General features: G+C 63.5%; 27 protein-coding genes. 13 read left to right on the forward strand and 14 right to left on the reverse strand.

What is annotated here, in order from left to right:
• Nucleotide 1: 1 nt before the first annotated feature.
• The 3 genes from msrB to HY30_RS10880 all read right to left on the reverse strand — a co-directional run bounded on the left by msrB (nucleotide 2) and on the right by HY30_RS10880 (nucleotide 1,774).
• A complete protein-coding gene (gene msrB / locus HY30_RS10870) occupies nucleotides 2–526 on the reverse strand; it encodes a peptide-methionine (R)-S-oxide reductase MsrB (RefSeq protein ID WP_034740140.1) in 525 nt (174 codons plus the stop codon).
• A gap of 64 nt (nucleotides 527–590) precedes the next feature.
• Nucleotides 591–830 (reverse strand): DUF2164 domain-containing protein, encoded by a 240-nt coding sequence (locus tag HY30_RS10875; protein ID WP_034740142.1) that lies wholly within the window; start codon nucleotides 828–830, stop codon nucleotides 591–593.
• Nucleotides 827–1,774 (reverse strand): prephenate/arogenate dehydrogenase family protein, encoded by a 948-nt coding sequence (locus HY30_RS10880; protein WP_155839316.1) that lies wholly within the window; start codon nucleotides 1,772–1,774, stop codon nucleotides 827–829. The genes HY30_RS10875 and HY30_RS10880 overlap by 4 nt, the downstream gene beginning before the upstream one ends.
• A 181-nt stretch (nucleotides 1,775–1,955) precedes the next feature.
• Here HY30_RS10880 and HY30_RS10885 point away from each other — a divergent pair, with 181 nt between their 5' ends.
• A complete protein-coding gene (locus HY30_RS10885) occupies nucleotides 1,956–2,333 on the forward strand; it encodes a DUF983 domain-containing protein (RefSeq protein ID WP_034740145.1) in 378 nt (125 codons plus the stop codon).
• Here HY30_RS10885 and HY30_RS10890 read toward each other — a convergent pair.
• The 3 genes from HY30_RS10890 to HY30_RS10900 all read right to left on the reverse strand — a co-directional run bounded on the left by HY30_RS10890 (nucleotide 2,330) and on the right by HY30_RS10900 (nucleotide 5,054).
• Nucleotides 2,330–3,766 (reverse strand): putative bifunctional diguanylate cyclase/phosphodiesterase, encoded by a 1,437-nt coding sequence (locus HY30_RS10890; protein ID WP_051615348.1) that lies wholly within the window; start codon nucleotides 3,764–3,766, stop codon nucleotides 2,330–2,332. The two genes, HY30_RS10885 and HY30_RS10890, sit on opposite strands and share 4 nt — an antisense overlap.
• Nucleotides 3,767–3,930: 164 nt before the next feature.
• Nucleotides 3,931–4,275, reverse strand: a complete 345-nt coding sequence (locus HY30_RS10895; protein ID WP_034740148.1) for a P-II family nitrogen regulator — start codon at nucleotides 4,273–4,275, stop codon at nucleotides 3,931–3,933.
• A 56-nt stretch (nucleotides 4,276–4,331) separates the two neighbouring features.
• On the reverse strand, nucleotides 4,332–5,054 hold the full coding sequence (locus HY30_RS10900; RefSeq protein WP_162176936.1) for a class I SAM-dependent methyltransferase: 723 nt from the start codon (nucleotides 5,052–5,054) through the stop codon (nucleotides 4,332–4,334).
• A gap of 85 nt (nucleotides 5,055–5,139) precedes the next feature.
• Here HY30_RS10900 and gloB point away from each other — a divergent pair, with 85 nt between their 5' ends.
• Nucleotides 5,140–5,901: a hydroxyacylglutathione hydrolase gene (gene gloB / locus HY30_RS10905; protein ID WP_034740152.1), complete on the forward strand. Its 762-nt coding sequence runs from the start codon at nucleotides 5,140–5,142 to the stop codon at nucleotides 5,899–5,901.
• On the forward strand, nucleotides 5,901–6,347 hold the full coding sequence (locus HY30_RS10910; RefSeq protein ID WP_034740154.1) for a cupin domain-containing protein: 447 nt from the start codon (nucleotides 5,901–5,903) through the stop codon (nucleotides 6,345–6,347). Before gloB ends, HY30_RS10910 begins: the two co-directional genes overlap by 1 nt.
• Before the next feature lie 282 nt (nucleotides 6,348–6,629).
• On the opposite strand, the gene phbB is transcribed toward HY30_RS10910, so the two are convergent.
• Entirely contained in the window at nucleotides 6,630–7,355 is a 726-nt protein-coding gene (gene phbB, locus HY30_RS10915; RefSeq protein ID WP_034740156.1) for an acetoacetyl-CoA reductase, read from the reverse strand.
• A gap of 150 nt (nucleotides 7,356–7,505) precedes the next feature.
• Here phbB and phaR point away from each other — a divergent pair, with 150 nt between their 5' ends.
• Nucleotides 7,506–8,078 carry a polyhydroxyalkanoate synthesis repressor PhaR gene (phaR, locus tag HY30_RS10920; protein ID WP_034740159.1) on the forward strand — a complete coding sequence of 191 codons (573 nt, stop codon included), beginning with the start codon at nucleotides 7,506–7,508 and terminating at the stop codon, nucleotides 8,076–8,078.
• A 10-nt stretch (nucleotides 8,079–8,088) separates the two neighbouring features.
• On the opposite strand, the gene HY30_RS10925 is transcribed toward phaR, so the two are convergent.
• Nucleotides 8,089–8,940: an SDR family oxidoreductase gene (locus tag HY30_RS10925; RefSeq protein WP_034740162.1), complete on the reverse strand. Its 852-nt coding sequence runs from the start codon at nucleotides 8,938–8,940 to the stop codon at nucleotides 8,089–8,091.
• A 156-nt stretch (nucleotides 8,941–9,096) separates the two neighbouring features.
• Here HY30_RS10925 and HY30_RS10930 point away from each other — a divergent pair, with 156 nt between their 5' ends.
• Nucleotides 9,097–10,500: an alpha,alpha-trehalose-phosphate synthase (UDP-forming) gene (locus HY30_RS10930; protein ID WP_206741458.1), complete on the forward strand. Its 1,404-nt coding sequence runs from the start codon at nucleotides 9,097–9,099 to the stop codon at nucleotides 10,498–10,500.
• A gap of 6 nt (nucleotides 10,501–10,506) precedes the next feature.
• Here HY30_RS10930 and HY30_RS10935 read toward each other — a convergent pair whose 3' ends face one another.
• Entirely contained in the window at nucleotides 10,507–11,085 is a 579-nt protein-coding gene (locus HY30_RS10935) for a hypothetical protein (RefSeq protein ID WP_241765702.1), read from the reverse strand.
• 165 nt (nucleotides 11,086–11,250) lie between these two features.
• On the opposite strand from HY30_RS10935, the gene HY30_RS10940 reads away from it, so the two are divergent.
• Nucleotides 11,251–11,781, forward strand: a complete 531-nt coding sequence (locus tag HY30_RS10940; RefSeq protein WP_034740163.1) for an AAA family ATPase — start codon at nucleotides 11,251–11,253, stop codon at nucleotides 11,779–11,781.
• Here HY30_RS10940 and HY30_RS10945 read toward each other — a convergent pair.
• The gene (locus HY30_RS10945) at nucleotides 11,778–12,509 is read right to left on the reverse strand and encodes a glycosyltransferase family 2 protein (protein WP_155839306.1); all 732 of its coding nucleotides are present in this window, start codon (nucleotides 12,507–12,509) and stop codon (nucleotides 11,778–11,780) included. The genes HY30_RS10940 and HY30_RS10945 overlap by 4 nt on opposite strands.
• Before the next feature lie 154 nt (nucleotides 12,510–12,663).
• On the opposite strand from HY30_RS10945, the gene HY30_RS20495 reads away from it, so the two are divergent.
• The gene (locus tag HY30_RS20495) at nucleotides 12,664–14,739 is read left to right on the forward strand and encodes an ArnT family glycosyltransferase (RefSeq protein ID WP_051615349.1); all 2,076 of its coding nucleotides are present in this window, start codon (nucleotides 12,664–12,666) and stop codon (nucleotides 14,737–14,739) included.
• A 9-nt stretch (nucleotides 14,740–14,748) separates the two neighbouring features.
• Here the strand turns inward: HY30_RS20495 and HY30_RS10955 are convergent, their stop codons facing one another.
• From HY30_RS10955 to HY30_RS10965, 3 genes are all read right to left on the reverse strand, one after another.
• Nucleotides 14,749–16,989, reverse strand: a complete 2,241-nt coding sequence (locus HY30_RS10955; protein WP_034740165.1) for a TonB-dependent receptor — start codon at nucleotides 16,987–16,989, stop codon at nucleotides 14,749–14,751.
• Nucleotides 16,990–17,095: 106 nt separating this feature from the next.
• Entirely contained in the window at nucleotides 17,096–17,668 is a 573-nt protein-coding gene (locus HY30_RS10960; protein ID WP_034740167.1) for an ActR/PrrA/RegA family redox response regulator transcription factor, read from the reverse strand.
• Between the two features lie 50 nt (nucleotides 17,669–17,718).
• Complete coding sequence (locus HY30_RS10965; protein ID WP_034740169.1) at nucleotides 17,719–19,086, reverse strand: ActS/PrrB/RegB family redox-sensitive histidine kinase; 1,368 nt, start codon at nucleotides 19,084–19,086, stop codon at nucleotides 17,719–17,721.
• Between the two features lie 62 nt (nucleotides 19,087–19,148).
• Here HY30_RS10965 and HY30_RS10970 point away from each other — a divergent pair, with 62 nt between their 5' ends.
• On the forward strand, nucleotides 19,149–19,781 hold the full coding sequence (locus tag HY30_RS10970; protein ID WP_155839307.1) for an SCO family protein: 633 nt from the start codon (nucleotides 19,149–19,151) through the stop codon (nucleotides 19,779–19,781).
• A 12-nt stretch (nucleotides 19,782–19,793) separates the two neighbouring features.
• On the opposite strand, the gene HY30_RS10975 is transcribed toward HY30_RS10970, so the two are convergent.
• Nucleotides 19,794–20,576 (reverse strand): 3-hydroxybutyrate dehydrogenase, encoded by a 783-nt coding sequence (locus tag HY30_RS10975; RefSeq protein ID WP_034740174.1) that lies wholly within the window; start codon nucleotides 20,574–20,576, stop codon nucleotides 19,794–19,796.
• Between the two features lie 97 nt (nucleotides 20,577–20,673).
• Here HY30_RS10975 and HY30_RS10980 point away from each other — a divergent pair, with 97 nt between their 5' ends.
• The 5 genes from HY30_RS10980 to HY30_RS11000 all read left to right on the forward strand — a co-directional run bounded on the left by HY30_RS10980 (nucleotide 20,674) and on the right by HY30_RS11000 (nucleotide 26,105).
• A complete protein-coding gene (locus tag HY30_RS10980; protein ID WP_034740176.1) occupies nucleotides 20,674–21,105 on the forward strand; it encodes a DUF350 domain-containing protein in 432 nt (143 codons plus the stop codon).
• 22 nt (nucleotides 21,106–21,127) lie between these two features.
• Complete coding sequence (locus tag HY30_RS10985; protein WP_034740178.1) at nucleotides 21,128–21,949, forward strand: S1 family peptidase; 822 nt, start codon at nucleotides 21,128–21,130, stop codon at nucleotides 21,947–21,949.
• Complete coding sequence (gene pyrF / locus HY30_RS10990; protein ID WP_034740495.1) at nucleotides 21,946–22,857, forward strand: orotidine-5'-phosphate decarboxylase; 912 nt, start codon at nucleotides 21,946–21,948, stop codon at nucleotides 22,855–22,857. Before HY30_RS10985 ends, pyrF begins: the two co-directional genes overlap by 4 nt.
• A 107-nt stretch (nucleotides 22,858–22,964) precedes the next feature.
• The gene (locus tag HY30_RS10995; RefSeq protein WP_241765703.1) at nucleotides 22,965–25,124 is read left to right on the forward strand and encodes a PQQ-dependent dehydrogenase, methanol/ethanol family; all 2,160 of its coding nucleotides are present in this window, start codon (nucleotides 22,965–22,967) and stop codon (nucleotides 25,122–25,124) included.
• A 66-nt stretch (nucleotides 25,125–25,190) separates the two neighbouring features.
• On the forward strand, nucleotides 25,191–26,105 hold the full coding sequence (locus HY30_RS11000) for a DUF2167 domain-containing protein (protein WP_034740181.1): 915 nt from the start codon (nucleotides 25,191–25,193) through the stop codon (nucleotides 26,103–26,105).
• Nucleotides 26,106–26,115 lie beyond the last annotated feature (10 nt).

Raw genomic sequence — 26,115 nt, forward strand, 5'->3', positions numbered from 1 at the left:
ATCAGGCAGGCTTGAAGCTCAGCGCCACGCCGTTATTGCACCAGCGCAGGCCCGTCGGGGCCGGGCCGTCCTCGAACACATGGCCCTGATGGCCAAGGCATCGGGCGCAATGATATTCCGTGCGCGTGTAGATCAGCTTGCGGTCGACGCTTGTTGCAACAGCGCCCGGCATCACGTCGAAAAAGCTCGGCCAGCCCGTGCCGCTGTCGAACTTCTTCTCGGACGAGAACAGCGGCAGGTCACACCCGGCACAATGATAGGTGCCTTCGCGCTTCTCGTGCTCAAGCGGCGAGGTGAAGGCGCGTTCCGTATCCGCCTTGCGCAGAACGGCAAAGGCGGCGGGCGACAGGCGCTCGCGCCACTGGTCCTCGGTCAGGTCCCGCCATTCATTGCCGACATACTTGTCGCGGTCGGCAGCGGCTTCGGGTGGTTTCTTGTCTGCCCCGGCAGAGGAACAGGCAGCCACCGCAAGGGCGGCAGAGCCTGACAGCAACAGGGCGCGGCGGGAGAGGAGTGAATGGGTCATGCGTTTCATACGCGCAGATTTAGCGGCCGGTTCAGACACGTAACACACACAAGGCCGTGAGTGCCTAGACGCCGCCATCCACCCAGACTTCGCCGTCAAGATCGTCCAGCTTGCCCTGAAGGTGCGCCCGCACATCCTGCACGGCCTGATTATACACTGCTGGTCCCATCGTCTTCAGCATCAGATCGACAATTTCGCCGGCCCTGAAATCACTCAGCGTCTCGTCAAAGGCCACGCTGAACGTTTTCTGCACTTCGCGGCACAGCGCCTCGCGGCGTTCAGGCGTCAGCGTGATCTCTTTCATCGCTCGTCTGGCTCCTTGTCCGGAAGCGGGTTACGGCCGAAGTTGACGGCGCTGGAATCCTGTCCGGCATCGATGATCGCCTTGCGGATGGTCCGCGCCCGCGTGAATTCGCGCATCAGCATGTCGCCGTCGCCCCAGCGGATCGCCCGCTGCAGCACGGCGAGGTCCTCGGAAAACCGCCCGAGGCATTCCAGTACGGCTTCCTTGTTGGTCAGGAACACGTCGCGCCACATGACGGGGTCGGAGGCCGCGATCCGCGTGAAGTCGCGAAAACCGCCCGCCGAGTATTTCACCACTTCGCCCTGTTCCACGGTTTCCATGTCGAAGGCGGTCGCCACGATATTGAACGCAATCAGGTGGGGCAGGTGGCTGGTAATGGCCAGAACGCGGTCATGGCGTGCACTGTCCATGGTTTCGACCTTCGAGCCCAGCGCCTGCCAGAAACGCGTCAGCGCGTCGACGCCCGCCAGGTAGGCTTCGTCCGTGCTCGGCTCCGGCGTCAGGATATACCAGGCATCGCGGAATAGCGTGGCAAACCCGGCTTCCGGGCCGGATTGCTCGGTGCCTGCAATCGGGTGGCCGGGAATGATGTGCACGCGTCCGTCATCTGCGGCCATGAGGGCGGCGGCAGCTTCCCCCTTCACCGAGCCTACATCGGTCAGGATCGCCCCGGTCTTCATATGCGGCACAGCGGCGGCCGCGACAGCCGCCAGCGCGCCAACCGGCACGCACAGCAACACGCAGTCAGCGTCGGCAACAGCGGCCTGCAGCGTCTCCGCAACGTCGCCCAGGCCAAGGCCGGCCGCGCGCTGGCGCACATCGTCGCTCACATCATACAGGCTGATCGATCCCGCCGCGCCATACTCGGCGGCAGCCCGGGCAATGGATGCGCCGATAAGGCCGGTGCCGATAATGGCAATCGAGGGAAAGACAGGGTCGGTCATCATGTATACTCTTGTTCAGGTCATCTGCGCTGCTCTGGTGTGCAAAGCGAAGGCCGAGGTCAAGAGTGGTCTGAGGTTAATGCACGGGCCTCAACTGCGACCTTTGAGCTCCAGCGACGGTTTGGCACGGCTTAAAGGCGCGTCTGAACGCCTACATGAGCGGTGAAACACGGAGTCTGACATGTCGAATGCATCCCCCATCCTCTCGGGCCTGCGCCTGCGCTGCGGCAAGTGCGGTGAAGGAAAGCTGTTTTCGGGCTATCTGAAACTCAATACCGAATGCCCGGTCTGCGGACGCGACATGACGTCGGCCGACACGGCCGACGGTCCGGCCTTCTTTGTCGGCTTCGGCGTGCTGATCCTGCTGGCGCCGTTCCTGTTCCTGCTGCCGATGAGCCCGCTGCCCGTTGGCCTCAAGATCCTGGCCTTCGTGGCGCTATGCGGCGCGCTGATCGGCCTCTGCATGATTCTCCTGCCGGTCGCCAAGGCGGTGCTGCTCAACCTGCAGCTCCATCATGACGCGGAAGAAGTCACCGCAGCCGATATCAAGGACCGCTAGTTGACCGCGCCGGACCAGCCGCCGCTCCTGCGGGTAAGGCCGCCCAGCAATTCCTCGGGTCCGGTCATGATGTGCAGCTGGTCGGCTGCGCCCGGCCGGCCCAGCGCATAGCCCTGCAGGAAGTCGCAGGACAGCAATTGCAGCACGGCCGCCTGGTCCTCGGTCTCCACGCCTTCCGCAACGACTTTCATGTTCAGGCTGTGGCCCAGCGCGATGATCGATTTCAGCAGTTCGCGTCCCGTATGGCCGATATCCAGCTGCTGGATAAAAGCGCGGTCGATCTTCAGGCCATCGAACTGGAATTGCTGCAGATAGCTCAGCGATGAATAGCCCGTGCCGAAATCGTCGAGCAGGACCTTCACGCCCATCTGGCGCAGGCGTTTCATGGTGCGCTGGGCCTCGCCTGTATGCGAGATCAGCACGCCTTCCGTGATTTCGATATGCAGCAGCGACGGGTCGATGCCATGGCGTTCCAGCGCGGCTTCCACGCTGCCCGCAAAACCGTCGACACGGAACTGGACCGGCGAGACATTCACCGCGATCGGGATCGTCTTCTGCCGCTTGATTTCCAGCATGGCCTGATCAAGCGCCCATGCGCCGAGTTTCGAGATCAGCCCGCTTTCCTCGGCAATCGGGATGAACACGCCGGGTGAACCGGCCAGTCCGGGCTTGTCCGGCCAGCGCATCAGGGCCTCGGCGCTCGTCACCTTGCCGGTCCGTGCACAGACAAGCGGCTGGTAGACCAGCTTCAGCTGGTTGTTCATGAGGGCAAGATCGAGTTCGGAATTGATCGTGCGGCGCAGCTGCAGCGCCTCGTCCATGGCGGGCGAATAGGTGCGGACGCGTTCCAGCCGGTCATTCTTGGCTGCAAACATGGCGACATCGGCGCGGCGCACGATTTCCGTGGCCGGCACCTGGCCTTTCAGCGTGGGGGCGATGCCGATATGGGCTTTCATGTTGATCACGTCCTCGCCGATGCGGAAGGGCGCATGCATGGCCTCGTCAATCGACTGCGCCGTCTGCGTGGCGCGTATTTCGGCGTCGGCGCGGGTGATGAGCGCGGCAAACTCGCCGCCGCCGACACGGGCCAGCATGTCCTTCTCGTGCAGGCAGCTGGTCATCCGCATGGCCACGGCCTTGAGCAGCTCGTCGCCCGTTTCGTGTCCCAGCGTATCATTGACCACTTTGAACCCGTCGAGGTCGATCACCATCAGGGCCGGATCGGGCCCCTCGGATTCCAGCGCCTCGGTCAGGCGCTCATGCAGCCTGGCGCGGTTGGGAAGGTTGGTGACCGGATCGGTCGACGAGAGCTTGCTGAACTGGCGGCGCACGTCGCGCAGCTGTTCGGCATGCATCGTGCCCTGCCAGTAGATAAGGGCTGCGAGCAGGGCCAGCGAGATATTGGCGATGAGAATTCCTGACAGGACGGACATCAGAATGCCCTGCCTGGAATGGAGTGAAACAGATACTGCATGGCATGACCCCGCCCGATACTAGGCGGTCATCCTTACAGACCCTCCGTTCATGAAGGTTTGCGCCGGGCGGCAAAACAATGCCGCCCGCGTTAAGCTATGGTTTGCCATAAGGGCGCGGCGGGTCAGCCCGTGAGGGCCTGTTCGTCGCGCTCGCCGGTGCGGATACGCACCACGGAACCGAGCGTCGTGATGAAGATCTTGCCGTCGCCGATCGTGCCCGTGTTCGCCGCCGTGATGATTGCGTCGGCAAAGCGGTCTGCGTCCTCTTCGCTGCACGCGACCTCGATTTTCACTTTCGGCAGGAGGCGCACTTCATATTCTGCGCCGCGATAGACTTCGGTCTTGCCTTGCTGTCGGCCATAGCCGCGCACTTCCGACACGGTCAGGCCGGTTGCGCCGGCCTCGGACAGTGCGTCGATCACGGCGTCGAGACGACTTGGTTTGAAGATTGCTGTAACGAGTTTCATAGTCCACCAGCCCTTTGGTTCTTGCAGGTGCGAACGTATCGGTCACACCAATTGCGTCAATGTTTTTCGCGCCGTGAGGTCGCCGCAGGCTTGGCGATCCGCACCCGTTCGGCCACCGGCGCGACGGCGCCGCCGCCCGGTTCAGCATATAATCTCTTCACCGCTTCGACCAGAACCACCCCGCCAAGGCCGGGCGTGATGATCCGCCCGATCGCGTCCCAGCCCTCGGCCGCAGCGGTTACCAGCCGCGCCGACACAGGCGGCATGTAGAGCGCGCTGGCGCTCGCGGTCACCTGGAAAAGGCCGATCGAGAGCAGGTTCATCAGCTGCGAGCGGCTCCAGGGGCGTCCCTGTCCGAAGGGCGTCCGGGTCGCGCGGCTCCACAGGCCCGCACGGTTGGAAACAGCCAGCACGATGCGGCCCTCCGGCGCCATGACGCGCCAGATCTCCCGCAGATAGGCGCGCGGATCGCCCGTTTCCTCCAGGCCGTGCAGCACGATCACGCGGTCGAACTGGCCATCCGGGAAGGGCAGGCGCAGGTCGCCGACGGAAACGGTCGCATTGCCGCGGCCGGTCGGATCCCAGCGCACCGGGCCATGATCGTACGGCACGGCGGCCACGCTGCGGCCCGGCTGGTCGCCAAAGGCATCGAGCACCGGAATGGCATAGCCAAGGCCCAGGACCGACAAATTGTTCGCCTCGCCCCACAGGTCGACCAGCTTTGCCGACAGGATGCGCGCCGCCGCGCTCCCCAGCGGGGAGGCATAGAATCGCTCCAAGGTGACGGCATCCTGACGCATGGGCTTCCTTGTGTTATTTAGGGTTTTACGACCACGAATTGAAGCCGCCCGGAGATCCGACCTGATGTTCCAGATACACCAGTTTCCCTGCCTGAATGATAATTACGGCTTCCTTGCACATGATTCCGTGTCCGGCGAGACCGCAGCCGTGGATACACCCGATGCGCAGAAATACCTCGCCGAGGCCGCCGCGCGCGGCTGGACCATCACGCAGATCTGGAACACGCACTGGCATCCGGACCATGCCGGCGGCAATCTCGCCATCAAGGAGGCGACCGGCTGCACCATTACCGGCCCGGCTGGCGAAGAGGCGAAAATCCCCGGCATCGACCGTGCGGTGAAGACCGGTGACGTGGTCTCCCTCGGCGGCCTGGCGGCGCATGTCATCGATGTGCCCGGCCATACGCTCGGCCATGTCGCCTATCATCTCGCAGGCGAAGCCACGGCCTTTGTCGGCGACGCGGTCTTTGCGCTCGGCTGCGGCCGCGTCTTCGAGGGCAATCCGGACATGATGTGGGCCTCCCTCTCGCGCCTGAAAAACCTGCCGCCCGAGACGGCGCTTTACTGCGCACACGAGTACACCGCCTCGAACGCAAAATTCGCCGTCACCGTCGATCCCGGCAATGAAGCCCTCGCCGCCTATGTCAACGAGATCACCGACAAGCGGTCCCGCAATGAATGGACCGTACCGACCCAACTCGCCCGCGAACTGAAGACCAATCCCTTCCTGCGCGCCGACGACCCGGGCCTTCAGGCGGCCATGGGCCATCCCGGAGACCCTGTGGCGACATTTGCGGAAATCCGTGGCCGCAAGGACCGGTTCTGATGAACGCGATCTCGGGGGACCTTGGCGCCAATGAGATCATCCGCCTGCTTGGCCTGAAGCCGCATCCTGAAGGCGGCCATTATGCCGAAACCTTCCGCGCCCCGGCCATGCATGGCTACCGGCCCACATCGACGGCGATCTATTACCTGCTGCAGGCCGATGAACTGTCTGCCTGGCACCGTGTCGATGCGGATGAATGCTGGTTCTGGCATGCCGGCGGTCCGCTCTCCCTCACCCTCTCGCCGCCGGACGGGAAGGGCGCCGATGCCTACCAGCTCGGCCCGGACCTGCGCGCAGGCCAGCATCCGCAAATCGTCGTCCCTGCCCATCATTGGCAGACGGCCGAAACGCTCGGCGCGTGGACCTTGGTCAGCTGCACGGTCGCGCCGGGCTTTGAATTCAAGGGCTTTGAACTCGCCCCGCCTGACTGGCGGCCCAGGGTCTAGCGCGCTCTTTCCAACAGGAAACGCGCCGCAATCGACCGTCCACCGGGCCTTTACCAGAAACTTGTCCGACAGCGCGCGTCCTGACCTATTCTTGCCCCGTCCGGCTGGCTCCCATCTCGCCGGGCAGCGCGGGAGACGGGGCAAGGGATCGCGACCTTGCATCCATCCTGAAATATAAAAAAACGCGTTCCCGGCACCTCGCCTCCCGCGTCTTCAAATACAGAAAAACCGGACGGCGCATGGCCGGTCCGGTTCTTCGTCTTGCTTGCAATGTCGGCAGGCCTAGCCCGCGATATATTGCGCGCCGTTCACCGTCATGGTTGCGCCGGTGATGAAGGCGGCTTCCTCGCTGGCGAGATAGGCGCACATGGACGCGATCTCTTCAGCCTTGCCGAGACGGCCGACCGGGATCGACGCGATGATGCTTTCCAGCACTTTCTCCGGCACGGCCTGGACCATTTCCGTATCGATATAGCCCGGGCAGACCACGTTGACGGTCACGCCCTTCTTGGCGCCTTCCTGGGCGAGCGCCTTGGTGAAGCCGATCAGGCCGGCCTTCGCGGCGGAATAGTTCGCCTGGCCAAACTGGCCCTTCTGTCCGTTGATCGACGAGATGTTGATCACCCGGCCGAAACCGCGCTCGCGCATGCCGTCCCACACCTGGCGCGTCACGTTGAACGCCGAGGTCAGGTCGATATTGATGACCTGCTGCCACTGGTCGAGGGTCATCTTGTGGAAAGGCGCGTCGCGCGTCACACCGGCATTGTTGATCACAATATCGATTGGGCCGAGATCGGCCTCGATGGCCGCAATGCCCTTGCCGACGGCTTCATAGTCCGCCACGTCGAACTTGTAGCAACGGATGCCTGTTTCTTTTTCGCAAAGCTTGGCTACTTCGTCATTGCCGCCATAATTGGCTGCAACCTTGTAGCCCTTTGCTTTCATTGTCTCGCTGATCGCACGTCCGATACCGCGCGTGCCCCCCGTGACCAGTACAGTTTTTGTCATGCCTTATTTTCCTCCGGCTTTTGTTGCCCCGTCTCTAGCCTTCATGGCCGGTAGACTTCAATAGCGCATTGGTCACACGCAAATTCTGTGCAAATATTGCTGCATAGCACAATAATTGCTTCTCCCAGGGAGGAGAACAGAGGGTAGGATATGGCGAAGCCAAACGGATCGTCCCAGACGATCATCATCAAGAAATACGCAAATCGGCGTCTCTACGACACATCCACGTCGTCTTACGTGACGCTGGAGCACCTGTCGGAACTCGTCCGTGAGGGCCGGGATTTCGAGGTGCGCGATGCCAAATCGGGAGAGGATCTCACCCGTCAGGTGCTCACGCAGATCATTTTCGAGCAGGAAACAAAGGGCGAAGGCGCCCTTCCGCTGAACTTCCTGCGCAAGCTGATCGGATTCTATGGCGGTGGCGGACAGGCTTTCCTGCCGGCCTTCCTCGACATGTCCATGAACAGCTTTGCCGACACGCAGAAGGAATGGACCAAGGCAGCCAATCCCATGTCGCTGTTCGAAAAACAGGCGCGCCGGAACATGGCCATGTTCGAGCAGGGCATGAAAATGTTCATGCCCACGCTCTACAAGGCGTCCCAGAACGAGAAACCCGCCCCGACAAATCCGATCATGGATTTCCAGGCCGAGGCGCTCGCCGCCATGCAGGCCCAGATGCAGGCCATCCAGGACCAGCTGAAAGACCTTGCGAAAAAGGACTAGCGCTCAGCCCCTACGAGCCAACGATGATCCCGCCATTCGGGTGCAGCACCTGGCCCGACATGAAGCTTGAATCCTCGCAGGCGAGGAACAGGAAGCTCGGCGCCACTTCGTTCGGCTGGCCCGGACGGCCCATCGGCGTCCCCTCGCCAAAATGCGCGAGCTTCTCCGGCGAGGCCCCGCCGCTCGGGTTCAGCGGCGTCCAGATCGGCCCCGGCGCCACCGCATTGACGCGGATGCCGTCGCCGACAAGGTTCTCCGACAGCGACCGCGTGAACGCCGTGATCGCGCCCTTCGTCGCCGAATAGTCGAGCAGCTCGCTGGCCCCGGCATACATGGTCACCGAGGTGCAATTGATGATCGCGGCGCCTTCCTTCAGGTGCGGACGCGCGGCCTGCGTCAGGTAGAACATCGAAAAGATATTCGTCTGGAATGTCCGCTGCAGCTGCTTGTCGGTAATGTCTTCAATGTCCTGGTCCGGGTGCTGCTCGCCGGCATTGTTGACCAGAACGTCGATGGTCTGGAACCGGGCGATGGTCTTGGCCACCACCATTTGGGCAAACTCCGGATCGCCAAGATCGCCCTTGATGGCCAGCGCGTCGCGGCCCTCGTCCTCGATCATCTTGCAGGTCGCATCGGCATCTTCGGTTTCCGACAGGTAGACGAACGCCACGTCGGCGCCCTCCCGCGCAAACAGCACGGCCACGGCGCGGCCGATGCCACTGTCGGCGCCCGTGATCAGCGCGACCTTGCCTTCCAGCCGGCCCGAGCCGGGATAGCGTGGCTGCCACTCGGGCTTTGGCGAAAGTTCCGCCTCGCTGCCGGGCAGGCCGTCTTCATGTATCTGGGGGGCAATCGTATTCATGGGTTTTGTCTCCTGCTCAAAGTGTGTGCTTGCAGAACCAACGAAGCGTCACCGCGGATCGTTCCGCCCGCGCCGATGCAGATGTTAGCGATAAAGGCGGAACCCCTGAGGGGTGCTCACGTTCACAGGTTGAACATCATTTCAGGAGAGGGAGCTGTGCCGAGACTCGTCGTGTTTTCGAACCGCGTTCCATTGGGCGACAAGCCCAGCGGTGGACTGGTCGTTGCCCTCAATGACACGATGGCCTCGCAGGGCGGTCTCTGGATTGGGACGGAAACGGTCAAGGAACGGTCCGGCAATGGTCCGGACGCGCTCGTCAATCATCCCGGCGCGACCTTTGAACGCCTCGCCATGGGCCTCACGCCGGAGGAACAAGACGGCTATTATCTCGGCTATTCCAACTCGGTCCTCTGGCCGCTCTTCCACGGCCGTGCCGACCTCCTGAGTGTCAGCGTCGGCCAGTTCACGACCTATACGTCCGTCAACCGCCGCCTCGCCGAACTCTCCGCGCCGCACCTGCGTCCCGATGACACGATCTGGATCCACGACTACCACCTCATCCCGCTCGCGCATGAGCTGCGCAAGCTCGGCGTGCGGAACCCCATCGGCTTTTTCCTGCACATCCCGTTTCCTGTCGCGAACGGCATCCGCGCCCTCTCCGACAATGCCGAATTCCTCGACTGGTTTTCCGCCTACGACCTTGTCGGCCTGCAGACGCAGCGCGATGTCGCCAATTTCATCGGCGCCTTCCGCACGCTCGGCCGCGCCGAACTGCTGTCCGACGGGCGCCTGCGCTTCAACAATGATTTCATCCAGGTCGCGAGCTTTCCCATCGGCATTGATGCGACAGGTTTCCGCACGGCAGCCGAACAGGCGCCCGAATTGCCCGAGATCACCACGTCTGCCCAGAAGGTCATGATCGGCGTTGATCGCCTCGACTATTCCAAGGGCCTGCCCCACCGGCTGCGCGGCTTCCAGGCCTTCCTGCGCGAGCGCCATGCCGAGGCCGACCGCATCGCCTTCCTGCAGATCGCCCCGCCCACCCGCGAGGACGTGCAGGCCTACAAGGATATCCGCCGCGACCTCGAGCAGCTTTCAGGCGAGGTGAATGGCGAGTTCGGCGATATCGGCTACATGCCCGTACAATATATCCACCGGTCGATCCCCCGCGCGCGTCTCGCCGGTCTCTTCCGCCGCGCCGACATTGCGCTCGTCACGCCGCTGAATGACGGGATGAACCTCGTCGCCAAGGAATATGTCGCCGCCCAGGACGAAGCCGATCCCGGCGTGCTCATCCTCTCGCGCTTCGCGGGCGCTGCCGAACAGCTCGCCGAAGGCGCCCTGCTCATCAATCCCTATGATGCGGCCTCGATTGCAGACGGCATCACGCGCGCCGTCACCATGCCGCTGGACGAGCGCCGCACACGGCACGCGGCCATGTGGAGCGAGATTGCCCGCCATGATAATGACTGGTGGACGGCCACTTTCCTGCAATCCCTTGCGCGGGCGGCCGCATCCCGGCGCACCAGCGAAAGCTTTTTCGCGGTGGCCGGGGAATAGAGCTACCTAGACGTCGCCTGCGACGCCAAAGTCGCGCCGGGCCGACACGATGGTCACGACCACACCGGCCAGCACGTCCAGCAATGTCATCGACATCAGGATGAAGAAGGTCGAGGTCGCAAAGTTCGGCAGCAGCAGGAACTGGATCAGGCAGACGATGAACAGCATCATCGACACGGCATGATTGATGATGGTCGACGTGCCCGTGCTGGTCGATTTCAGGATTTCCAGGAACAGGAAGATCACCGCCACCAGCAGGATCGCGTCGCCCTTGGTCAGCATCCAGTCCACGCCGGAAATCATCGGCAGGTGCATGAACGGCCCGTTGAGCAGGTTGAGGATCGGCGCCACGGTCGAGCGCACAAGCTCGCCCTGCGCATTGACCGTCTCGACAGCGCCGCCAAAGCCCAGCGCCAGAAGATTGTACAGCACTACCGGAATGACCAGCAGCGGAAAGATCCCGAAAATTACGCGCATGAAGTACCCCTTTTTATTCGAGTCGTTTGAAGCGTGTTTCTCACGCTTCTGGCGTTCCATTTTGGCGACCGCTGCTCCCGCCAGCGCGATCTTCGTGTCTTTGTTCATTTCAACACCACCCGTCCTGCGGCTGAGTTAACACGAGGTTTACCGTAATGCGCCCAGCGATGCGAGCGGATTTCCCCATGCTGGCCGCCCGATGCGGCCCTCTCCCCATAAACAGCGGTAAACACGGCAATTTCGGGTCATGAGCGGCCTCTGACGGAGAAATACATGTCCAGCATCCATATTTTCACCGGTCCGCCCGGCAGCGGCAAGTCCAGCGTGCTCGCAGAGCTTGCGCCGCATTTCCGAACCGTTGCCGAGCCGGCCCGCACGGTCCTGGCCCATCAGCGCGCCACAGGCGGGCGAGGCACCGGCGACCAGGACCAGGCCTTGTTCGTCTCGCTGATGCTGCAGCAATGCTTGCGCGATCAGCAAAGGCTCGGCGACGTCCCCGGCCCTGTCCTTTGCGACCGGGGCTTGCCGGACCTGCTCGCCTATGCCGCCTATTGGAGCCTGCCGGACGGCGCCATTCGCGACGCCATTGCCGCCATGCCGCGTCCGCAAACCGTTTTCTGGTTCCCGCCCTGGCAGGCGATCTATGCGCAGGACGCAGAGCGCACGCTCGATTTCGGCGGCAGCGCCGCTTTCGGCGCGCTGGTGCGCGAGGCCTATGAAAGTCTCGGGTTTTCGCTGGTGGAGGTGCCGCTGGCGCCCGTCGAGGGCCGTGCCGCCTTCATCCGGCAGCATATCGGCGCCTAAAGCTCGTCCGCGCCACCCGGATTGCGCCGGCGGCGGATCAGCCACATCACGCCGCGCAGGTCCGACAGCGCGTCGCCGAGGCGGCCGAAATTGGTATAGTTCGATGTGCCCGTACCGCGCGGACGGTGGTTCACGTCGCGATATTCCACCTTGTGCCCCTCGGCCCGGAACAGGGCCGGCATGTAGCGGTGCATATGATCGAAATAGGGCAGGGACACATAGGTGTCGCGGTAGAAGGCCTTGATGCCGCAGCCGCTGTCGTCGCAGTCATCGTTCAAGAGGCGCATGCGGATATTGTTGGCGAAGCGCGATCCGAACCGTTTCCAGGCCGTATCCTTGCGGCTGGCGCGGCGGCCCATCACCATTTTCAGGTCGTGGGGCGCATCGGCGCGCGTCAGGGCGCGGTAGAGGTCCGGCAGGTCGGCCGGGTCGTTCTGGCCATCGCCATCCAGCGTACCGATCACCGGCGCCCGCGCTGCCAGCACGCCCGACCGGATCGCCCGGCTCTGGCCCGCATTCTTGCGATGGCCGACAACGCGCAGCATCGGGAAGCGTGTCTTGAGTTCCACCAGAACAGCGCGTGTGTCATCGGTCGAGGCATCGTCCACGAACACCATTTCGAAGGCGCGCCCGTCCAGCGCCCGCGCGATCTCCTCGATCAGGCGGGTGACATTGCCGGCTTCATTGTGCAGCGGCACGACGATTGAGAATTCGAGGGAATTGGCCAAAACAGAAAGCCTTCGGGCTGTCAGGAGAACGAACCAAGCCTCATAACGAGGCAAGGCGGCAAAAGCGAGACCCTACCGCACTTGGTGTTGGTACCCCGCTTTCCTGCCCAAAACCACAAGACGAGGCGCGCGACTGCCGCTAGAAGGCAAAGCCATGACATTTCTCGACCGTATCTCGACCGGCTGGAAAGCCTGGGTCCTGCTTTTCGTGATCACGTTCGGGGCCGCCGCGCCCGGCGTGTTCAATCTGCCTGCGCTCGACCGCGACGAAAGCCGCTTCGCGCAGGCCTCCAAGCAGATGCTGGAATCGGGGGATTATATCCGCCTGCGCTACCAGGACGAGCTGCGCAACAAGAAGCCCGCCGGCATTCACTGGCTGCAGGCCGGGTCCACCGCCCTCTTCACCGGGGCCGAAGCCAAACAGATCTGGACCTATCGCGTGCCCAGCTGGCTCGGCGCGGCCCTCGGTACGCTCGCCTGTTTCTGGTGCGGCATTCCCCTGATCGGGAGGCGCGCCAGCTTCGTCGGTGCGGCCCTCTTCGGGGCGACGCTGCTGCTGACAAGCGAGGCGCATATTTCCAAAACCGATGGCGTGCTCGTCTTCCTGACCACGCTGAGCATCGGCGCGCTCGCCCGGCTCTATATGCGGAATGACCAGTCAAAGCGCATGGCGCTCCTCTTCTGGACGGCCATGGGCCTTGTCTTCCTCATCAAGGGGCCGGTCGGCCCGATGGTCGCTGCCTATGCCGGTATCGGCGCATGGGTGTGGACCAAGGCGACCGTCGGCAAGGGCGGCGACTGGTGGAAAGTCCTCCTCTGGTGGCCCGGCCCGCTGAGCTTCGTGGCGCTGGTCCTGCCATGGTTCCTATGGATCCAGGCCGCCACGCATGGCGAATTCATCAAGGGCGCCGTCGGCAAGGACCTGAAGGACAAGTTCACCGGGGCCTCCGAAGGCCATGGCGGCTGGCCCTTCTACCACCTGACCCATTTGCCGGCCTGGTTCTTCCCGGCCACGCTGATGCTTGCCCCGGCCTGCGTCGCGGCGTGGCATCGCCTGAAACCGCGCAACGATCTCGGCTGGAAATGGCTGCGCGACTCGGCAGCAATTGCCGCCGTGGTATTTGCCTTCCTGACCGTCCTCCTTTTCGCCCTGCCGCTGCTGCCCCATCCGGAGGGCACGGGGCTCATGGCGAAGACGCTCGGCACGCTTTCCACATTGAAGACACTGCCGGCCTATCCCGCCCTGCTGCTTGCCGCCTTCTGGTACATTGCCGGGCGCGACGACTGGAAGTCCCGCTGGCCCATCGGCATTGACGGCCTCACCGACGAGACCCGCGCCATCCGCTTCATCGTCGCCTGGGCCGCGCTCACCTTCGTCTTCTTCGAGCTGATGCCCACGCTGCTCAGCCACTATATCCTGCCCGCCTATCCGGCCATGGGCCTCCTCTGCGGCTATGTCGCGGTACAGCTCATGGACGGCGTGCGCATGCCCGTCAGCCGCTGGATATCGCTGACGCTCTTTGCCATCGGTGCGATCCTCCTGCTTGCGGTCTCTTTCCCCGGTGTCGCGGTCTTCTACATGGAAGAAACCGCTGCCGACTTCAAAACCGTCGCGGCCAGCCAGGTGCTCGAATCCTGGACGGCCTATCGCAGCTTCCCGCTCTGGCTCTGGTGGATCGGCTTTGCGCTCGCAGGCTTCGCCATCATCGAGTTCGCGCGTCGAAAGGACGGCGTCGCCATCCTGCTCGCCATTGCCGCCAGCATCACCATTGGCTGGCACGTGCGCATCTTCATGCTGCCAAGCCAGGTCTGGCTGCAGCCGACCGAGACGGCCCGCGCGGCGCTTGAGGAAGTCTGCGGCGTGCCGGGCGACGATGCCGACTGCAACACGGTCGCGCCGCAGCGCATCCTCGCGCTCGGCTATGCAGAGCCCTCCTACATCCTCACCATGGGCACGCAGAACCTTCACCCGCCCGAAACCCCGCTCGACCTGCCGGCAGACAAGGCCGCCTATCCGGTCGTCTACCTCGTCAATTTCGAGGACAGGAAAGCCGTGCCCGCCATTGTGGATGAAGTCGCGAACCTGCGCGCCGAGGCAGCGAAGATGAAACTCTGCGTCACCGAGTCAGAGCCACATTACGCGCTCAACTATTCAAACGGCGACCCGGTCAATTTCCGCGCGATCCGCTTTGACGCGGGCGGCTGCCCGGGCGTCGCGTCGGCCGAGTGAGGCCCGTTGCTAGAAGCTGTAGTCCAGCCGCACGCCATAGGTGCGCGGGTCTGACCGGAACGTATTGTAGCCGATGAAGCCATAGCCCGAGAGGGCATAGTCTTCATCGGTCAGGTTCCGGCCCCAGAGGGTCAGGCTGAGCCCCGTATCGACAAAGGCGAACGTCGCCTCGGCCTGAACGGTCGTGAAAGCCTTCTGCATCCGCGTTTCAAGGCCTTCCGGGTCCAGATAATAGTCGCCGCGATACTTCGCATGGGCCGCAAGGCTTGCGTCCACGCCCGGTGTCAGCGCAAAGTCATAACGTGCGCCGAGCGTCGCCGACACATCCGACGCAAAAGGCAGGGGATTGCCGTCAAAGGCCGCAGCGTTGCCGCCGATGTCGGAGGACTGGCCGATTTCCGTGTCCAGCAGGGTCAGCCCGGCATCCAGCGTCAGGGCCTCGGTCGCCGCCCATGTCACATCGGCTTCGGCGCCATAGACGGTCGCGGCATCAAGGTTCGACAGCGAGTTCGACGTGATGCTCGATCCGTCCGGCAGCGGAAAGTTCACGAAGATGCGCGCCTGCGGCGAATCATAATCCTGCCAGAAGGCCGCCAGCGTCCATGTCAGCGCCTCCGTGGGCCGCGCCTTGTAGCCGACCTCGTAGGCCGTTACGGACTCTGCTGAGAAGAGGCCCTCATCGGCAAAATGCGTCGCATTGTTCTGCACTTCGCCATTGAACCCGCCGGACTTGTAGCTGTTCGCGACAGAGGCATAGGCCGTGCCGGGGCCAAGGTCATAGGCGAGGGCGGCATTGCCGCTGAGGCGCGTCTCATCAATCGTGTTGGACCCATAGGCGAGGCCAAGTCCGCTGACATTATTGTATCCGATGGTGCCGTCCTCGAACACATGCCGCCCGCTGCCGTGCCCGTCGATTTCCTCATGCGTGACGCGCAGGCCGAGCGTGGCGGTCAGCCGGTCTGTCAGGTCGAAACCATTGTGCGTGAAGGCCGCGAGCGTGTCGCGCGACTGGTTGATATCGGTCACCAGCGTCATCGCACGGCTCGGCGATACGGGCGTGGGCCCCGCGCGGCTGGCTGCGCCGACATAGGGGCAGGTGCCGATGAGTGTGGCCTTGTCCAGCTCGCCGCACCAGATCGTATAGGTCTGGCTGAAGTCGTCGATCGAGGCGCTGAGGCCGAACAGGGTGTAACCGCCGGTCCAGTCCGTCTGCAAGCGGAATTCCTGCGAATACTGCCGGAACGAGCGGTCATAGGAAAGGTTCGCGCTGAGCGCTGCATTGCCGAACAGGGCAGGCGCGCCGTCAAAGTCGAAGCCATATTGCTGTTGATAGCCTTCGAACGCCGTCAGCGACGAAAGCTCCCAGCGGCCAAGGTCACGTACATAGTCCACCGAAACGCCATAGAAGGCATTGTCCGTGTCCTGCGTGCCGGTGCCTTCAACCGCGATCTCATGGTCGCCAAGGTCGAGGCTGTCATTGCGCGGCGAGGCATTGACGCCATTGTCTTCCTCATAATGCGTGCGCACCAGCAGGCGGCCGCCCAGCATCTCGTCCCAGTTGAGGCCAAGGCGCAGGCCAAACTCGTCACGCACGCCGCCGGCGTCTTCCGGCCCGGCCACATTGTCGAGCGCCGCATCCCGCGACAGGTAGCGCCCGGCAAGGCGATAGCTGAACCCGCCGCCGAGGCTCTCGCCATAGGCGCCGCCAAGGTCCACGCGGTTGAAGTTGCCATAGCCTGCGCTCAGGTAACGTGACTGGTCTTCGCCCGGCGTGGCGGTGATGAAATTGATCGCGCCGCCGGAAGCATTGCGGCCATAGAGCGTGCCCTGCGGGCCTTTCAGCACTTCGATCCGCTCAAGATCGTACAGCATCAGGCCGGTCTGCACATTGGTGGCCAAATATACGCCATCTGCATAAACCGCCGCGGCGCCGGGCGTCAGCGCCTGATGGTCCACCGCGCCAATGCCGCGGATCTGGAAGGCCACCTGCGTGCCATTGGCCACCGCCGCATCGACGCCCGTCAGCAGGTCCGTCACGTCCTCGGCGCCGAGATAGGCATTGGCGAGTTTCAGGTCGTCGGCGCCAATCACGCTGACAGACATCGGAATGTCGCTCAGCGGCGTCGCGCCCGGCACAGCGGTCGTCACGACCGGGTCGAGACGCTTCGTGGCATCCTCGGTCTGGGCAAGGGCCGGGGCGGCAAGGGAGAGCAGAACAAGCGAGGCGGGGAGGGCGCAGGATGATTTCATCCGGCGCGATTAGGCCAGTTGAGAATCCTTTGCAACCGTTGCAAACATTACGATTTGCCTGACGCTTGCGTCAGCATTTCAGGCGCAAAAAAACCTGTTAGCGCCCTCAGCGCGGAGCGCGTTTCGCGAGGATCCGCTGCAGCGTGCGGCGGTGCATGTTGAGGCGGCGGGCCGTCTCGGACACATTGTGATTGCACAGCTCGTACACGCGCTGGATATGCTCCCAACGCACGCGGTCGGCCGACATCGGATTTTCCGGCGGTGCCGGTTTTTCGTCCTTCGTGGCCGTGAGCGCACGGATGATATCGTCCACATCGGCCGGTTTCGACAGATAGTCGACCGCGCCAGCCTTCACTGCCGCAACAGCGGTCGCAATGGCGCCATAACCCGTAAGGATCACGGCGCGCGCATCGGGCCGGAACTTTTGCAGCACTTCCACCACATCAAGGCCGCTGCCGTCTTCCAGGCGCAGGTCCAGCACGGCAAAGGCAGGCGGGTTCATGCGGGCAATATCCTTGCCCTCACTGACGGTCGAGACGGCGGAAACCACAAAGCCGCGCTGGGCCAGGGCCCGCGCCATGCGTTGTACGAACGGGCCATCGTCATCCATCACAAGGCAGGAACGGTCTTCCACGCCCTTGAGGCTTTCATGCACGTTAACTGTCACCGGGCGGTCCATGGCCGCGTTCCTTCTTGCGATTCAGATTCAATATAGGCCTTTTGCACGGCTTAGGCCAATTTAGAAGCCTCAAGTGCGGCGCGCGGCCACATCGCCTGTACAACGGCGCCGCGTTTCGGCGGTGTGCGGTTGCGCGTGGCGATGCGCCCGCCGGTGCGTTCAATCAGTGTCTTGGCAATGAAAAAGCCAAGTCCCATGTCCCCGCCGCCGAGCTGGGCCTCGCTGCGCTGGGAGACATAGGGCTCGCCCAGTTTCGGCATGACTTCGGCCGCAAAGCCGGGGCCGTCATCGGTGATCGTGATCAGCACCTGGTCGTTCGTCCATGAAGCAACCGCCGTGACGCGCGTGTCGGCAAAGCTGACGGCATTCTCGATGAACGCGCCGAGCGCATGCAGGATTTCAGGGCTGCGATTGATGATCGGGGCTTTCGCCTCGCCGCGTTCGCCCGGACCGGCACGCACGATCAGGTCCACGCCGAGGCCCTTGAAGGGCGCCGCCGACTCTTCCACCAGCGCATCCAGCGGCATCAACGCATGGACAATATCCGTCGCCTCGCGGGCCTCGCGAATGGTCGCCAGAATGGACCGGCAACGGTCCGCCTGTTCCGCGATCAGGCGCACATCTTCCATATGGGGGTCATCGGGGTCGAGTTCGGCCAGCAATTCCTTCGACACGAGGTGGATGGTGGCCAGCGGCGTGCCGAGTTCATGCGTCGTCATGGCCGACATGGCGCCCAGCGCCGACAGTTTCTGCTCCCGGGCCATCACGACGCTTGCCGCATCGAGCGCACGCACGAGCCGGGCCTCATCCTGGCTGACGCGCACGGCGGAAAGGGAGAAGAAGACAAGGCCCACGGCCAGCGCCGTGAACTGGCCCCACTGGAAGAGCGGCGGCAGGCTGATCACTTCGCCATTCAGCCAGGGCAGGGGAAGGGCCACGAACGGCATCAAGGCGGCCAGTAAAAGGGCCAGAACGGCCACCAAAGTCGCCCGCATCTGCGACACGGACAAGGCCGCAACGGTCACCGGCGCCAGCAGCAGCAGCAGGAACGGGTTCGACAGCCCGCCCGTCGCGGTAATCAGCGCGGCCAGCTGAAGCGTATCGAAGGCCAGCTGCAGGCTCGCCTCCCAGCCGCGCGTCAGGCGCTGGCTCTGGAAGGCAAAGGCGAGGAAGACGTTGAGCCAGGCCGAGGCGGCGATAATCGCCAGGCAGAGCGCCAGCGGCAGCTCGAAACCCAGCACGAAGGCCACGAACAGTACCGCCGCCGTTTGTCCAGCCACTGCCAGCCAGCGCAGCGTGATGAAGGTGCGCAGCCGTGTGCGGCCCAGCGCCGACTGGGCCGAACCGAGCCCCTCAGGGGCCAGCGTGAACACGGCATCGTCAAGGCCGTAACGGGAGTCGCGGGTGATATCGTCCATGCAATGCTTATGCGTCAGCGTGACCCTTGCGCCAAGCTATGCGTTGGCGGCATATCGCGGCCATGACCTTTCCCTATCGTACCCTGATCGCCGCGCTGGGCGCCATTGCCGCCACCGCCTGTTCCCCGTCCGGCCCTGCCGATGCGCCCGAAGGCGCCAAGTCCGGCGGCACAAAGTCCGGCTGTCTCAGCCGTGCCTATCCGGAGATTGGCGGGCCCATCTCGCTGGTCAATGACAAGGGGGAGGCGGTCACGCAGGACACGTTCAAGGGCCACCCGACGCTGATCTATTTCGGCTTCACCTACTGCCCGGACGTCTGCCCGATGACGCTGGTCACCGTGGCGCGGGCCTACAAGATGCTGCCCGAAGGCGTGGAACCGCCGCAGACGCTGCTGATCTCGATCGACCCGGAGCGCGATACGCCTGAAAAGCTCAGCGAATATGTCGCGACCTCAGCATTCCCGGACAATCTGGTCGGGCTGACCGGCACGCCGGAACAGGTCCGCGCCGCGGCGCAGGCCTTCATTGCCGACTATTCCCGCGTCGATGATCCCAACAGCACCGCCGGCTACACGATGGACCATACGAGCCTGCTCTACCTCATGGACAAGGACTGGAACCTGAAGACCTTCTTCACCCATGATGACACGAGCGAGACTATTGCCGCCTGCCTCGCCGATGTGCTGGGCGAGTAGGCGGCATTAGGCTTAGGCGGCGGTCCAGCCGCCATCGATGGAGAGTTCCGCGCCATTGATCTGGTCGGCATCCGGCGAGCAGAGGAAGGCCGCAAAGCCGGCAATCTGTTCGACCGTGACGAATTGCTTGGTCGGCTGGGCGTCCAGAATGACGTTCTTGATCACGTCTTCCTTCGACATGCCCCGCGCCTTGGCCGTGTCGGCAATCTGTCCGTCAACGAGCGGTGTGTGCACATAGCCGGGACAGATAAGGTTGCAGCGCACGCCATGCTCGGCGCCTTCAAGGGCCGTCACCTTGGTGAGCCCGGCGAGGCCATGCTTGGCCGTGACATAGGCTGACTTGAACGGCGAGGCGACCTTGGCATGGGCGCTGCCCGTGTTGAGGATGCGCCCCCAGCCCTTTTCCTTCATGCCCGTGAGGGCCATGCGCGTCGTATGGAAGGCCGCTGTCAGGTTGAGGGCGATGATCAGGTCCCATTTCGCGGTCGGGAATTCCTCGATGGGCGCGACATATTGCACGCCGGCATTGTTCACGAGGATGTCTGCGCCGCCAAAGTCGCGGGCGACATAGCCCATCATGCCTTCAATCGCGTCCGGGTTGGTAAGGTCGGCACTCGAATAACCGACTTTCACACCGAATTCCTTTTCCATACCGGCACGTTCGGCCTCGATTTCCGCTTCGTCTCCAAATCCGTTGAGCACGACATTGCAACCCTCGCGCGCGAACCGCGTCGCGATCGCCTTCCCGATACCACTGGTGGATCCGGTGACGAGTGCAGTTTTTCCGCTCAGCATGATGAAGTCTCCTTGAGGCGCAGGCGCGCTGTGTTTAGGGATAGGAACGGCCTTGGGAGGGCCACGGGTTTATACGTGTAGAGGATAGGCAAGTTCGATGGACGGTGAAATCGGTGCTTTCGTTGAGGCTTTCCCTCGTTTTCTGATCTGGACGACATCGGCAGGGCTGATGTTACTTGTCGCCAGTACTATTTATGTACTCCTGACGCCGTGGAAAGAACTTGCACTGGTAAAAGGCGGAAACGCCTCCGCCGGCCTCGCGCTGGCAGGCGCCATCACCGGCCTCGCCATCCCGATCGCGTCCACGCTGGCCTCCAGCGTGTCCCTGCTCGACCTTCTGATCTGGGGCGTCATCGCGCTGCTGCTACAATTGATCGTGTACCGACTGGTGGATGTCGTGTTGCGCGACCTGCCAAGACGGATCGAGGATGACCAGGCCGGCGCGGCCATCGTGCTGATCGCCGCCAAGCTGTCGTCCGCCCTTATTCTGGCCGCCGGATTGTGGGATCCGGCCTTGCAAAGGTTCTAGCGCGCAGGAGGCGCCACCGATCATGAGATCGTTTGACTGGGTCCTGTACCTCTTGGTCTTCACCGTCGTGGTCGGAACCCTTTTTGCGAATGAGCGCAGCGCCGATGCGCCCGAGCCGCCGCCCACAATGCTGGAATCCGACGGGCCCACCCTGCCGCCGCCGTCCATTCTCGACGAACAGATCCTCGTCCAGGTCGATGAGCCCAAGGATGGCATCGGAACGGCCTTCGCGGTCAACACGAAGGGCGACTGGGTCACCGCCCGGCACGTCGTCGATGGCTGCAACAGTGTCGGCTTGCTGATCGCGCCGGACCAGTATGTGCCCGCTGCGCGCGTCACCGTTGACCCGGACCATGACCTCGCCCTGATCTCCACCGGCCGCAGCCCCGCCGCGGTAAAGCTCGATCTCGATTCGCCGCTGCGCGTCGGGGCCGAGGGCTATCATGTCGGCTATCCGCAAGGCCGGCCCGGTGAAGTGGCCACACGGCTCCTGTCGCGCTCCAAGCTGATCACGCGCGGGCGCCGCGACGGGCAGGAGCCGATCCTCGCCTGGGCCGAGATTGGCCGCACACAGGGCCTGACCGGCACGCTGGGCGGCATTTCCGGCGGCCCGGTCTTTGACAAGAATGGCGGCGTGCGCGGCGTGATCGTCGCCGAAAGCCCGCGCCGGGGCCGTATCTATACGGCGGCGCCGTCTTCCGTGGAGGCCTTCCTGACCAGCCTCAACGTGCCCATCACCGAAGGCCCGCACGAGCCCTTCACCGCCAATACCTATGGCCCGCAATCGGATAATGCCCGCCGCCGCTTGCAGGTGGTCAAGGTTGCATGCCAGGTGCGGCCATGACCGATTTTGCCAGCCGCCTCGTCGACTCCACACGGGCCCTCGGGCCGCTTTGCGTCGGGATTGACCCGCATCCCGGCCGCGTGCCCGCCCTGTTCGGCGGCGACACGCCCGAGGGCCTTGCCCGCTGGGGCGAGGCGATTGTTGAACAGGTTTCCGGGCGCGCCGGGGTGATCAAGCCGCAGGTCGGCCTGTTCGAGCGCCTCGGCCCGGACGGCATGCGCGCCCTGCAGCGCGTCTGCGATGCGGCGAAAGGGGCAGGCCTGATCGTGATCACGGATGCCAAGCGCGGCGATATCGGCTCGACGGCCGAAGGCTATGCGCAGGCCTATCTCGGCACGAACGCGCCGTTCAAGTCCGATGCGGTGACGGTAAACCCCTATATGGGCATGGACACGCTCGAGCCCTTCCTCGCGGCGGCTGAAGCGAACGGCAAGGGCGTTGTCGTTCTGGCCCGCACGTCCAATCCTGGTTCGGCCGATTTCCAGACGCAGGACATGGGCGGCGCGCCGCTCTATGCCCGTGTGGTCGAAGCCCTTCAGCCCGCGATCGAGCGCCTGACGGGCGCGTCGGGCTGGTCCAGCCTGATGCTGGTCGCCGGGGCGACGGGGCCGGACGAGGCCCGCCGCCTGCGCGCGCTGGCACCGTCCTGCCTCATGCTGGTGCCCGGCTATGGCGCGCAAGGCAGTGGGGCGGCGGATGCGCTGGCGGGTTTCGTGCGGCGCGGCAACCATCTCGAAGGCGGCGTGGTCAACGCCTCCCGCTCGGTGAACTTCCCCGAAGGCGCAGCCGAGGCGGGTGATCTCGGCGCATGGCAGCGCACCATTGCTGAGGCCATCGCGGCGGCTCAGGCTGATCTCACATCGCTCAGCGGCGTTACGGATCGCGCCGGAACCCTCGCCAATAGCTGACCCAGCGAAACGTCTCGACAAATGCCGATCACGTACTAGCATGCGCGCCTGATCAGAGATCGCGACGTCAGAACGCGACCAAAACCATACACGGGAGAGAGACGGCCATGACACATTGGCGTTCATTCATCATGGCAGGCAGCGCGCTGGCCCTGCTCGCAGGCTGCGCACCGAAGGAAGAGGCCAAGGCACCGGAAACGCCGGCGGTCGAGGCGCCCTTCGCCGATGTCGACACGAATCGCATTGAAACCGCCAGCGGCGGCGCCGAATGGCTGACCTATGGCGGCACCTATGACGAGCAGCGCTTCTCGACACTGACGGGCGTGAACACCGGGAACGTCTCGCGCCTGGGCGTCGCCTGGACGCATGATCTCGACACCAATCGCGGCGTCGAGGCCACGCCGATCGTGGTGGATGGTGTGATGTATGTCACCTCGGCCTGGTCGGTCGTCTATGCGCTCGATGCCAAGACGGGCGAAGCGCTCTGGACCTATGACCCCGATGTCGACCGCGCCGTGGGTGTTAAGGCCTGCTGCGATGTCGTTAACCGCGGGGTCGCCGTCTACAAGGGCAAGGTCTATGTCGGCGTCATCGACGGGCGCCTTGATGCACTCGATGCCAAGACAGGCGCAAAGGTCTGGAGCACGGTCACCGTGGATCAGGCCAAGCCCTACACGATCACGGGTGCCCCGCGCGTCGTGAACGGCAAGGTGCTGATCGGCAATGGCGGCGCCGAACTGGGCGTGCGCGGCTATCTCACCGCGTACGATGCCGAAACCGGCAAGAAGCTCTGGCGCTTCTACACCGTGCCAAACCCGCAAAAGCAGCCTGACCATGAAGCCTCCGACAAGGCCTTCGAGACCGTGGGCAACGTCACCTGGGGTGATGAAGGCGCATGGGTCACCGATGGCGGCGGCGGCACGGTCTGGGATTCCATCGTCTATGACGCGGTCAACGACCAGATCATCTTCGGCGTCGGCAATGGCTCGCCATGGAACCGCACGTTCCGCGACCCGTCCGGCGGCGACAACCTCTTCCTCTCGTCCATCGTGGCGGTGGATGCCAATACGGGCGAATACAAGTGGCACTTCCAGACCACGCCCGGCGACAATTGGGACTATACAGCCACCCAGTCGATCATCCTGGCTGACCTGCCGCTCGGCGAGAACGGGGCCATGCGCCGTGTCGCCATGCAGGCGCCCAAGAACGGCTTCTTCTACGTGCTGGATGCCGCCACTGGCGAATTCCTCAAAGGCAATGCCTATGGCGCGATGAACTGGGCCACCGGCCTCGACGAGAATGGCCGCCCGATGGAAGTGGCCGCCGCCCGCTATGGCAAGACGCCTCACCAGCAGCTGCCCGGCCCGCTCGGCGCGCACAACTGGCAGCCCATGGCCTACAGCCCGGAAACCAAGCTCGCCTATATCCCGGCACAGGAAATCCCGCAGGCCTATGTCGAGGACCCACGGTTCGCCTCAAAAGCCATTGGCTGGAATACGGGCGCTGACTTTTCGTCCGGCATTCCGCCGATTGCCCCGCCGGATGTGGCGAAATTCCTCCGCTCGACGCTGAAGGGCCACCTGATTGCGTGGGATCCGGTCAAGGGCGAACCGCGCTGGACGGTCGATCATGACAATGCCTGGAATGGCGGCGTGCTGGCCACGGCCGGCAACCTTGTCTTCCAGGGCAAGCTCAACGGCGACTTCGTGGCCTATAATGCCACCACCGGCGAGAAATTGTGGAGCCAGAACGTGAAGTCCGGCGCCGCTGCCGGCCCTGGCACCTACGAGATCGATGGCGAGCAATATGTCACGATCACAACGGGCTGGGGCAGTGCCTTCGCCCTGACAGCTGGCTATGCCTATGACGAGGCCGTGCCGTCGTCTGTCGGCAAGGTTGTCACGTTCAAGGTGGGCGGCACCGGCCTGATTGCCGATTCAAACCTTCCGCCCATCGACCGCACGCCCAAGGCCGAGTCCTTCGGCGACGAAGCCATGATTGCCGAAGGGGCGGTCGCCTTCTCGCGTAATTGCATGGTCTGCCATGGTGCGCTTGCGGCCAGTTCCGGCGTGTTGCCTGACCTGCGCTGGTCGGCCATCACCGGCAATGCCGAAGCCTGGAAGGGCGTCGTCATCGACGGCAACCTCGCCGCCAATGGCATGGTCTCCTTCGCCGAGTTCGTGACGCCGGAAGAGGCCGAGGCCATCCGCGCCTATGTCCTCGCGCAGGCGCACGCCGTGGCTGATCCGGCTGGCGGCGGGCAATAGAAAAAAGCGCTTGGAGATTGCATTCGGTCTCGTCTAGGTTCCACCGGGAACTTGGGGGAGACCGATATGTCAAAAGCGGGCTATGTGCTCGCCGCAGGGATGCTTGCATCCGCGATGGCGGTGGCGCAGGAACCGGCACCTGTATCAGATGAAGAGATGCAGGCCGCGTATCAGCAACATGTTGAAGACATATTGGCGAGCGTTTCGCCAGAGCACGGCATCATTGCCCTGAAGGGCGCGCCGGTCTCGCTGGATGTTCCCGAGGATTTCGATTTCTACGATAGTGCGGAAAGTCAGACGATCCTTGAAGATCTCTGGGGTAACCCGCCTGACAGCACCATTCTGGGGATGCTTTTCCCTGCGGGCGAGACGGCGGCTTCGTCCGTTTGGGGCGCGGTCCTGACCTATGAGGCGACAGGCTATGTCTCAGATGAGGACGCTGCCTCACAGGATTACGACGCCCTGCTTGCCAGCATGCAAAAGCAGACGCGTGAGGCGAATCCCGAATACAAGCGACAGGGCTACCCGACCGTTGAACTCGTCGGCTGGGCCGTGCCGCCCAGCTATGACGCGCAAAGCCATGGTGTCTCGTGGGCCAAGGATCTCGTCTTTGATGACAGTGAAACCCACACGCTTAATTATGACATGCGCCTCCTCGGACGGCGCGGTGTCCTGTCTGTTAATTTTGTTGCGCCCATTGATGCCGTTGGAGAAGTGAAGGACGTCGCGCCGGATGTGCTGGATATTCCGCACTTCGATCCAGGCAGCACTTATGCGGACTATGTCGATGGCGACAAGAAAGCCGGGTATGGGGTCGCAGCACTTATTGCGGGCACTACCGGCGCTGTTGTCGCCAAGAAGCTCGGTTTGCTGGGCGTGGGGCTTTTAGTCCTCAAAAAAGGATGGATAATCGTCCTTGCCCTGCTTGGTGGTGTCGGCGGATGGTTCAAGCGCACGTTTGGTGGTGGCGCGCGCGACTAGGGCAATATAC

Origin of the sequence: Hyphomonas chukchiensis (assembly GCF_000682695.1) — a bacterium.
In the GTDB taxonomy this organism is placed as follows: domain Bacteria; phylum Pseudomonadota; class Alphaproteobacteria; order Caulobacterales; family Hyphomonadaceae; genus Hyphomonas; species Hyphomonas chukchiensis.

Excerpts from the sequence above, each read along its gene's own strand:
- HY30_RS10965 (WP_034740169.1), bottom strand. The coding sequence starts at position 19,086 with ATGGACGATATCACCCGCGACTCCCGTTACGGCCTTGACGATGCCGTG.
- HY30_RS10880 (WP_155839316.1), bottom strand. The coding sequence starts at position 1,774 with ATGACCGACCCTGTCTTTCCCTCGATTGCCATTATCGGCACCGGCCTT.
- HY30_RS10960 (WP_034740167.1), bottom strand. The coding sequence starts at position 17,668 with ATGGACCGCCCGGTGACAGTTAACGTGCATGAAAGCCTCAAGGGCGTG.
- HY30_RS10935 (WP_241765702.1), bottom strand. The coding sequence starts at position 11,085 with ATGAACAAAGACACGAAGATCGCGCTGGCGGGAGCAGCGGTCGCCAAA.
- HY30_RS10980 (WP_034740176.1), top strand. The coding sequence starts at position 20,674 with ATGGACGGTGAAATCGGTGCTTTCGTTGAGGCTTTCCCTCGTTTTCTG.
- HY30_RS10995 (WP_241765703.1), top strand. The coding sequence starts at position 22,965 with ATGACACATTGGCGTTCATTCATCATGGCAGGCAGCGCGCTGGCCCTG.
- gloB (WP_034740152.1), top strand. The coding sequence starts at position 5,140 with ATGTTCCAGATACACCAGTTTCCCTGCCTGAATGATAATTACGGCTTC.
- HY30_RS10890 (WP_051615348.1), bottom strand. The coding sequence starts at position 3,766 with ATGTCCGTCCTGTCAGGAATTCTCATCGCCAATATCTCGCTGGCCCTG.
- HY30_RS20495 (WP_051615349.1), top strand. The coding sequence starts at position 12,664 with ATGACATTTCTCGACCGTATCTCGACCGGCTGGAAAGCCTGGGTCCTG.
- pyrF (WP_034740495.1), top strand. The coding sequence starts at position 21,946 with ATGACCGATTTTGCCAGCCGCCTCGTCGACTCCACACGGGCCCTCGGG.
- HY30_RS10885 (WP_034740145.1), top strand. The coding sequence starts at position 1,956 with ATGTCGAATGCATCCCCCATCCTCTCGGGCCTGCGCCTGCGCTGCGGC.
- HY30_RS10985 (WP_034740178.1), top strand. The coding sequence starts at position 21,128 with ATGAGATCGTTTGACTGGGTCCTGTACCTCTTGGTCTTCACCGTCGTG.
- HY30_RS10875 (WP_034740142.1), bottom strand. The coding sequence starts at position 830 with ATGAAAGAGATCACGCTGACGCCTGAACGCCGCGAGGCGCTGTGCCGC.
- HY30_RS10925 (WP_034740162.1), bottom strand. The coding sequence starts at position 8,940 with ATGAATACGATTGCCCCCCAGATACATGAAGACGGCCTGCCCGGCAGC.
- HY30_RS10940 (WP_034740163.1), top strand. The coding sequence starts at position 11,251 with ATGTCCAGCATCCATATTTTCACCGGTCCGCCCGGCAGCGGCAAGTCC.
- phbB (WP_034740156.1), bottom strand. The coding sequence starts at position 7,355 with ATGACAAAAACTGTACTGGTCACGGGGGGCACGCGCGGTATCGGACGT.
- HY30_RS10895 (WP_034740148.1), bottom strand. The coding sequence starts at position 4,275 with ATGAAACTCGTTACAGCAATCTTCAAACCAAGTCGTCTCGACGCCGTG.
- msrB (WP_034740140.1), bottom strand. The coding sequence starts at position 526 with ATGACCCATTCACTCCTCTCCCGCCGCGCCCTGTTGCTGTCAGGCTCT.
- HY30_RS10970 (WP_155839307.1), top strand. The coding sequence starts at position 19,149 with ATGACCTTTCCCTATCGTACCCTGATCGCCGCGCTGGGCGCCATTGCC.
- HY30_RS10955 (WP_034740165.1), bottom strand. The coding sequence starts at position 16,989 with ATGAAATCATCCTGCGCCCTCCCCGCCTCGCTTGTTCTGCTCTCCCTT.
- HY30_RS10910 (WP_034740154.1), top strand. The coding sequence starts at position 5,901 with ATGAACGCGATCTCGGGGGACCTTGGCGCCAATGAGATCATCCGCCTG.
- phaR (WP_034740159.1), top strand. The coding sequence starts at position 7,506 with ATGGCGAAGCCAAACGGATCGTCCCAGACGATCATCATCAAGAAATAC.
- HY30_RS11000 (WP_034740181.1), top strand. The coding sequence starts at position 25,191 with ATGTCAAAAGCGGGCTATGTGCTCGCCGCAGGGATGCTTGCATCCGCG.
- HY30_RS10975 (WP_034740174.1), bottom strand. The coding sequence starts at position 20,576 with ATGCTGAGCGGAAAAACTGCACTCGTCACCGGATCCACCAGTGGTATC.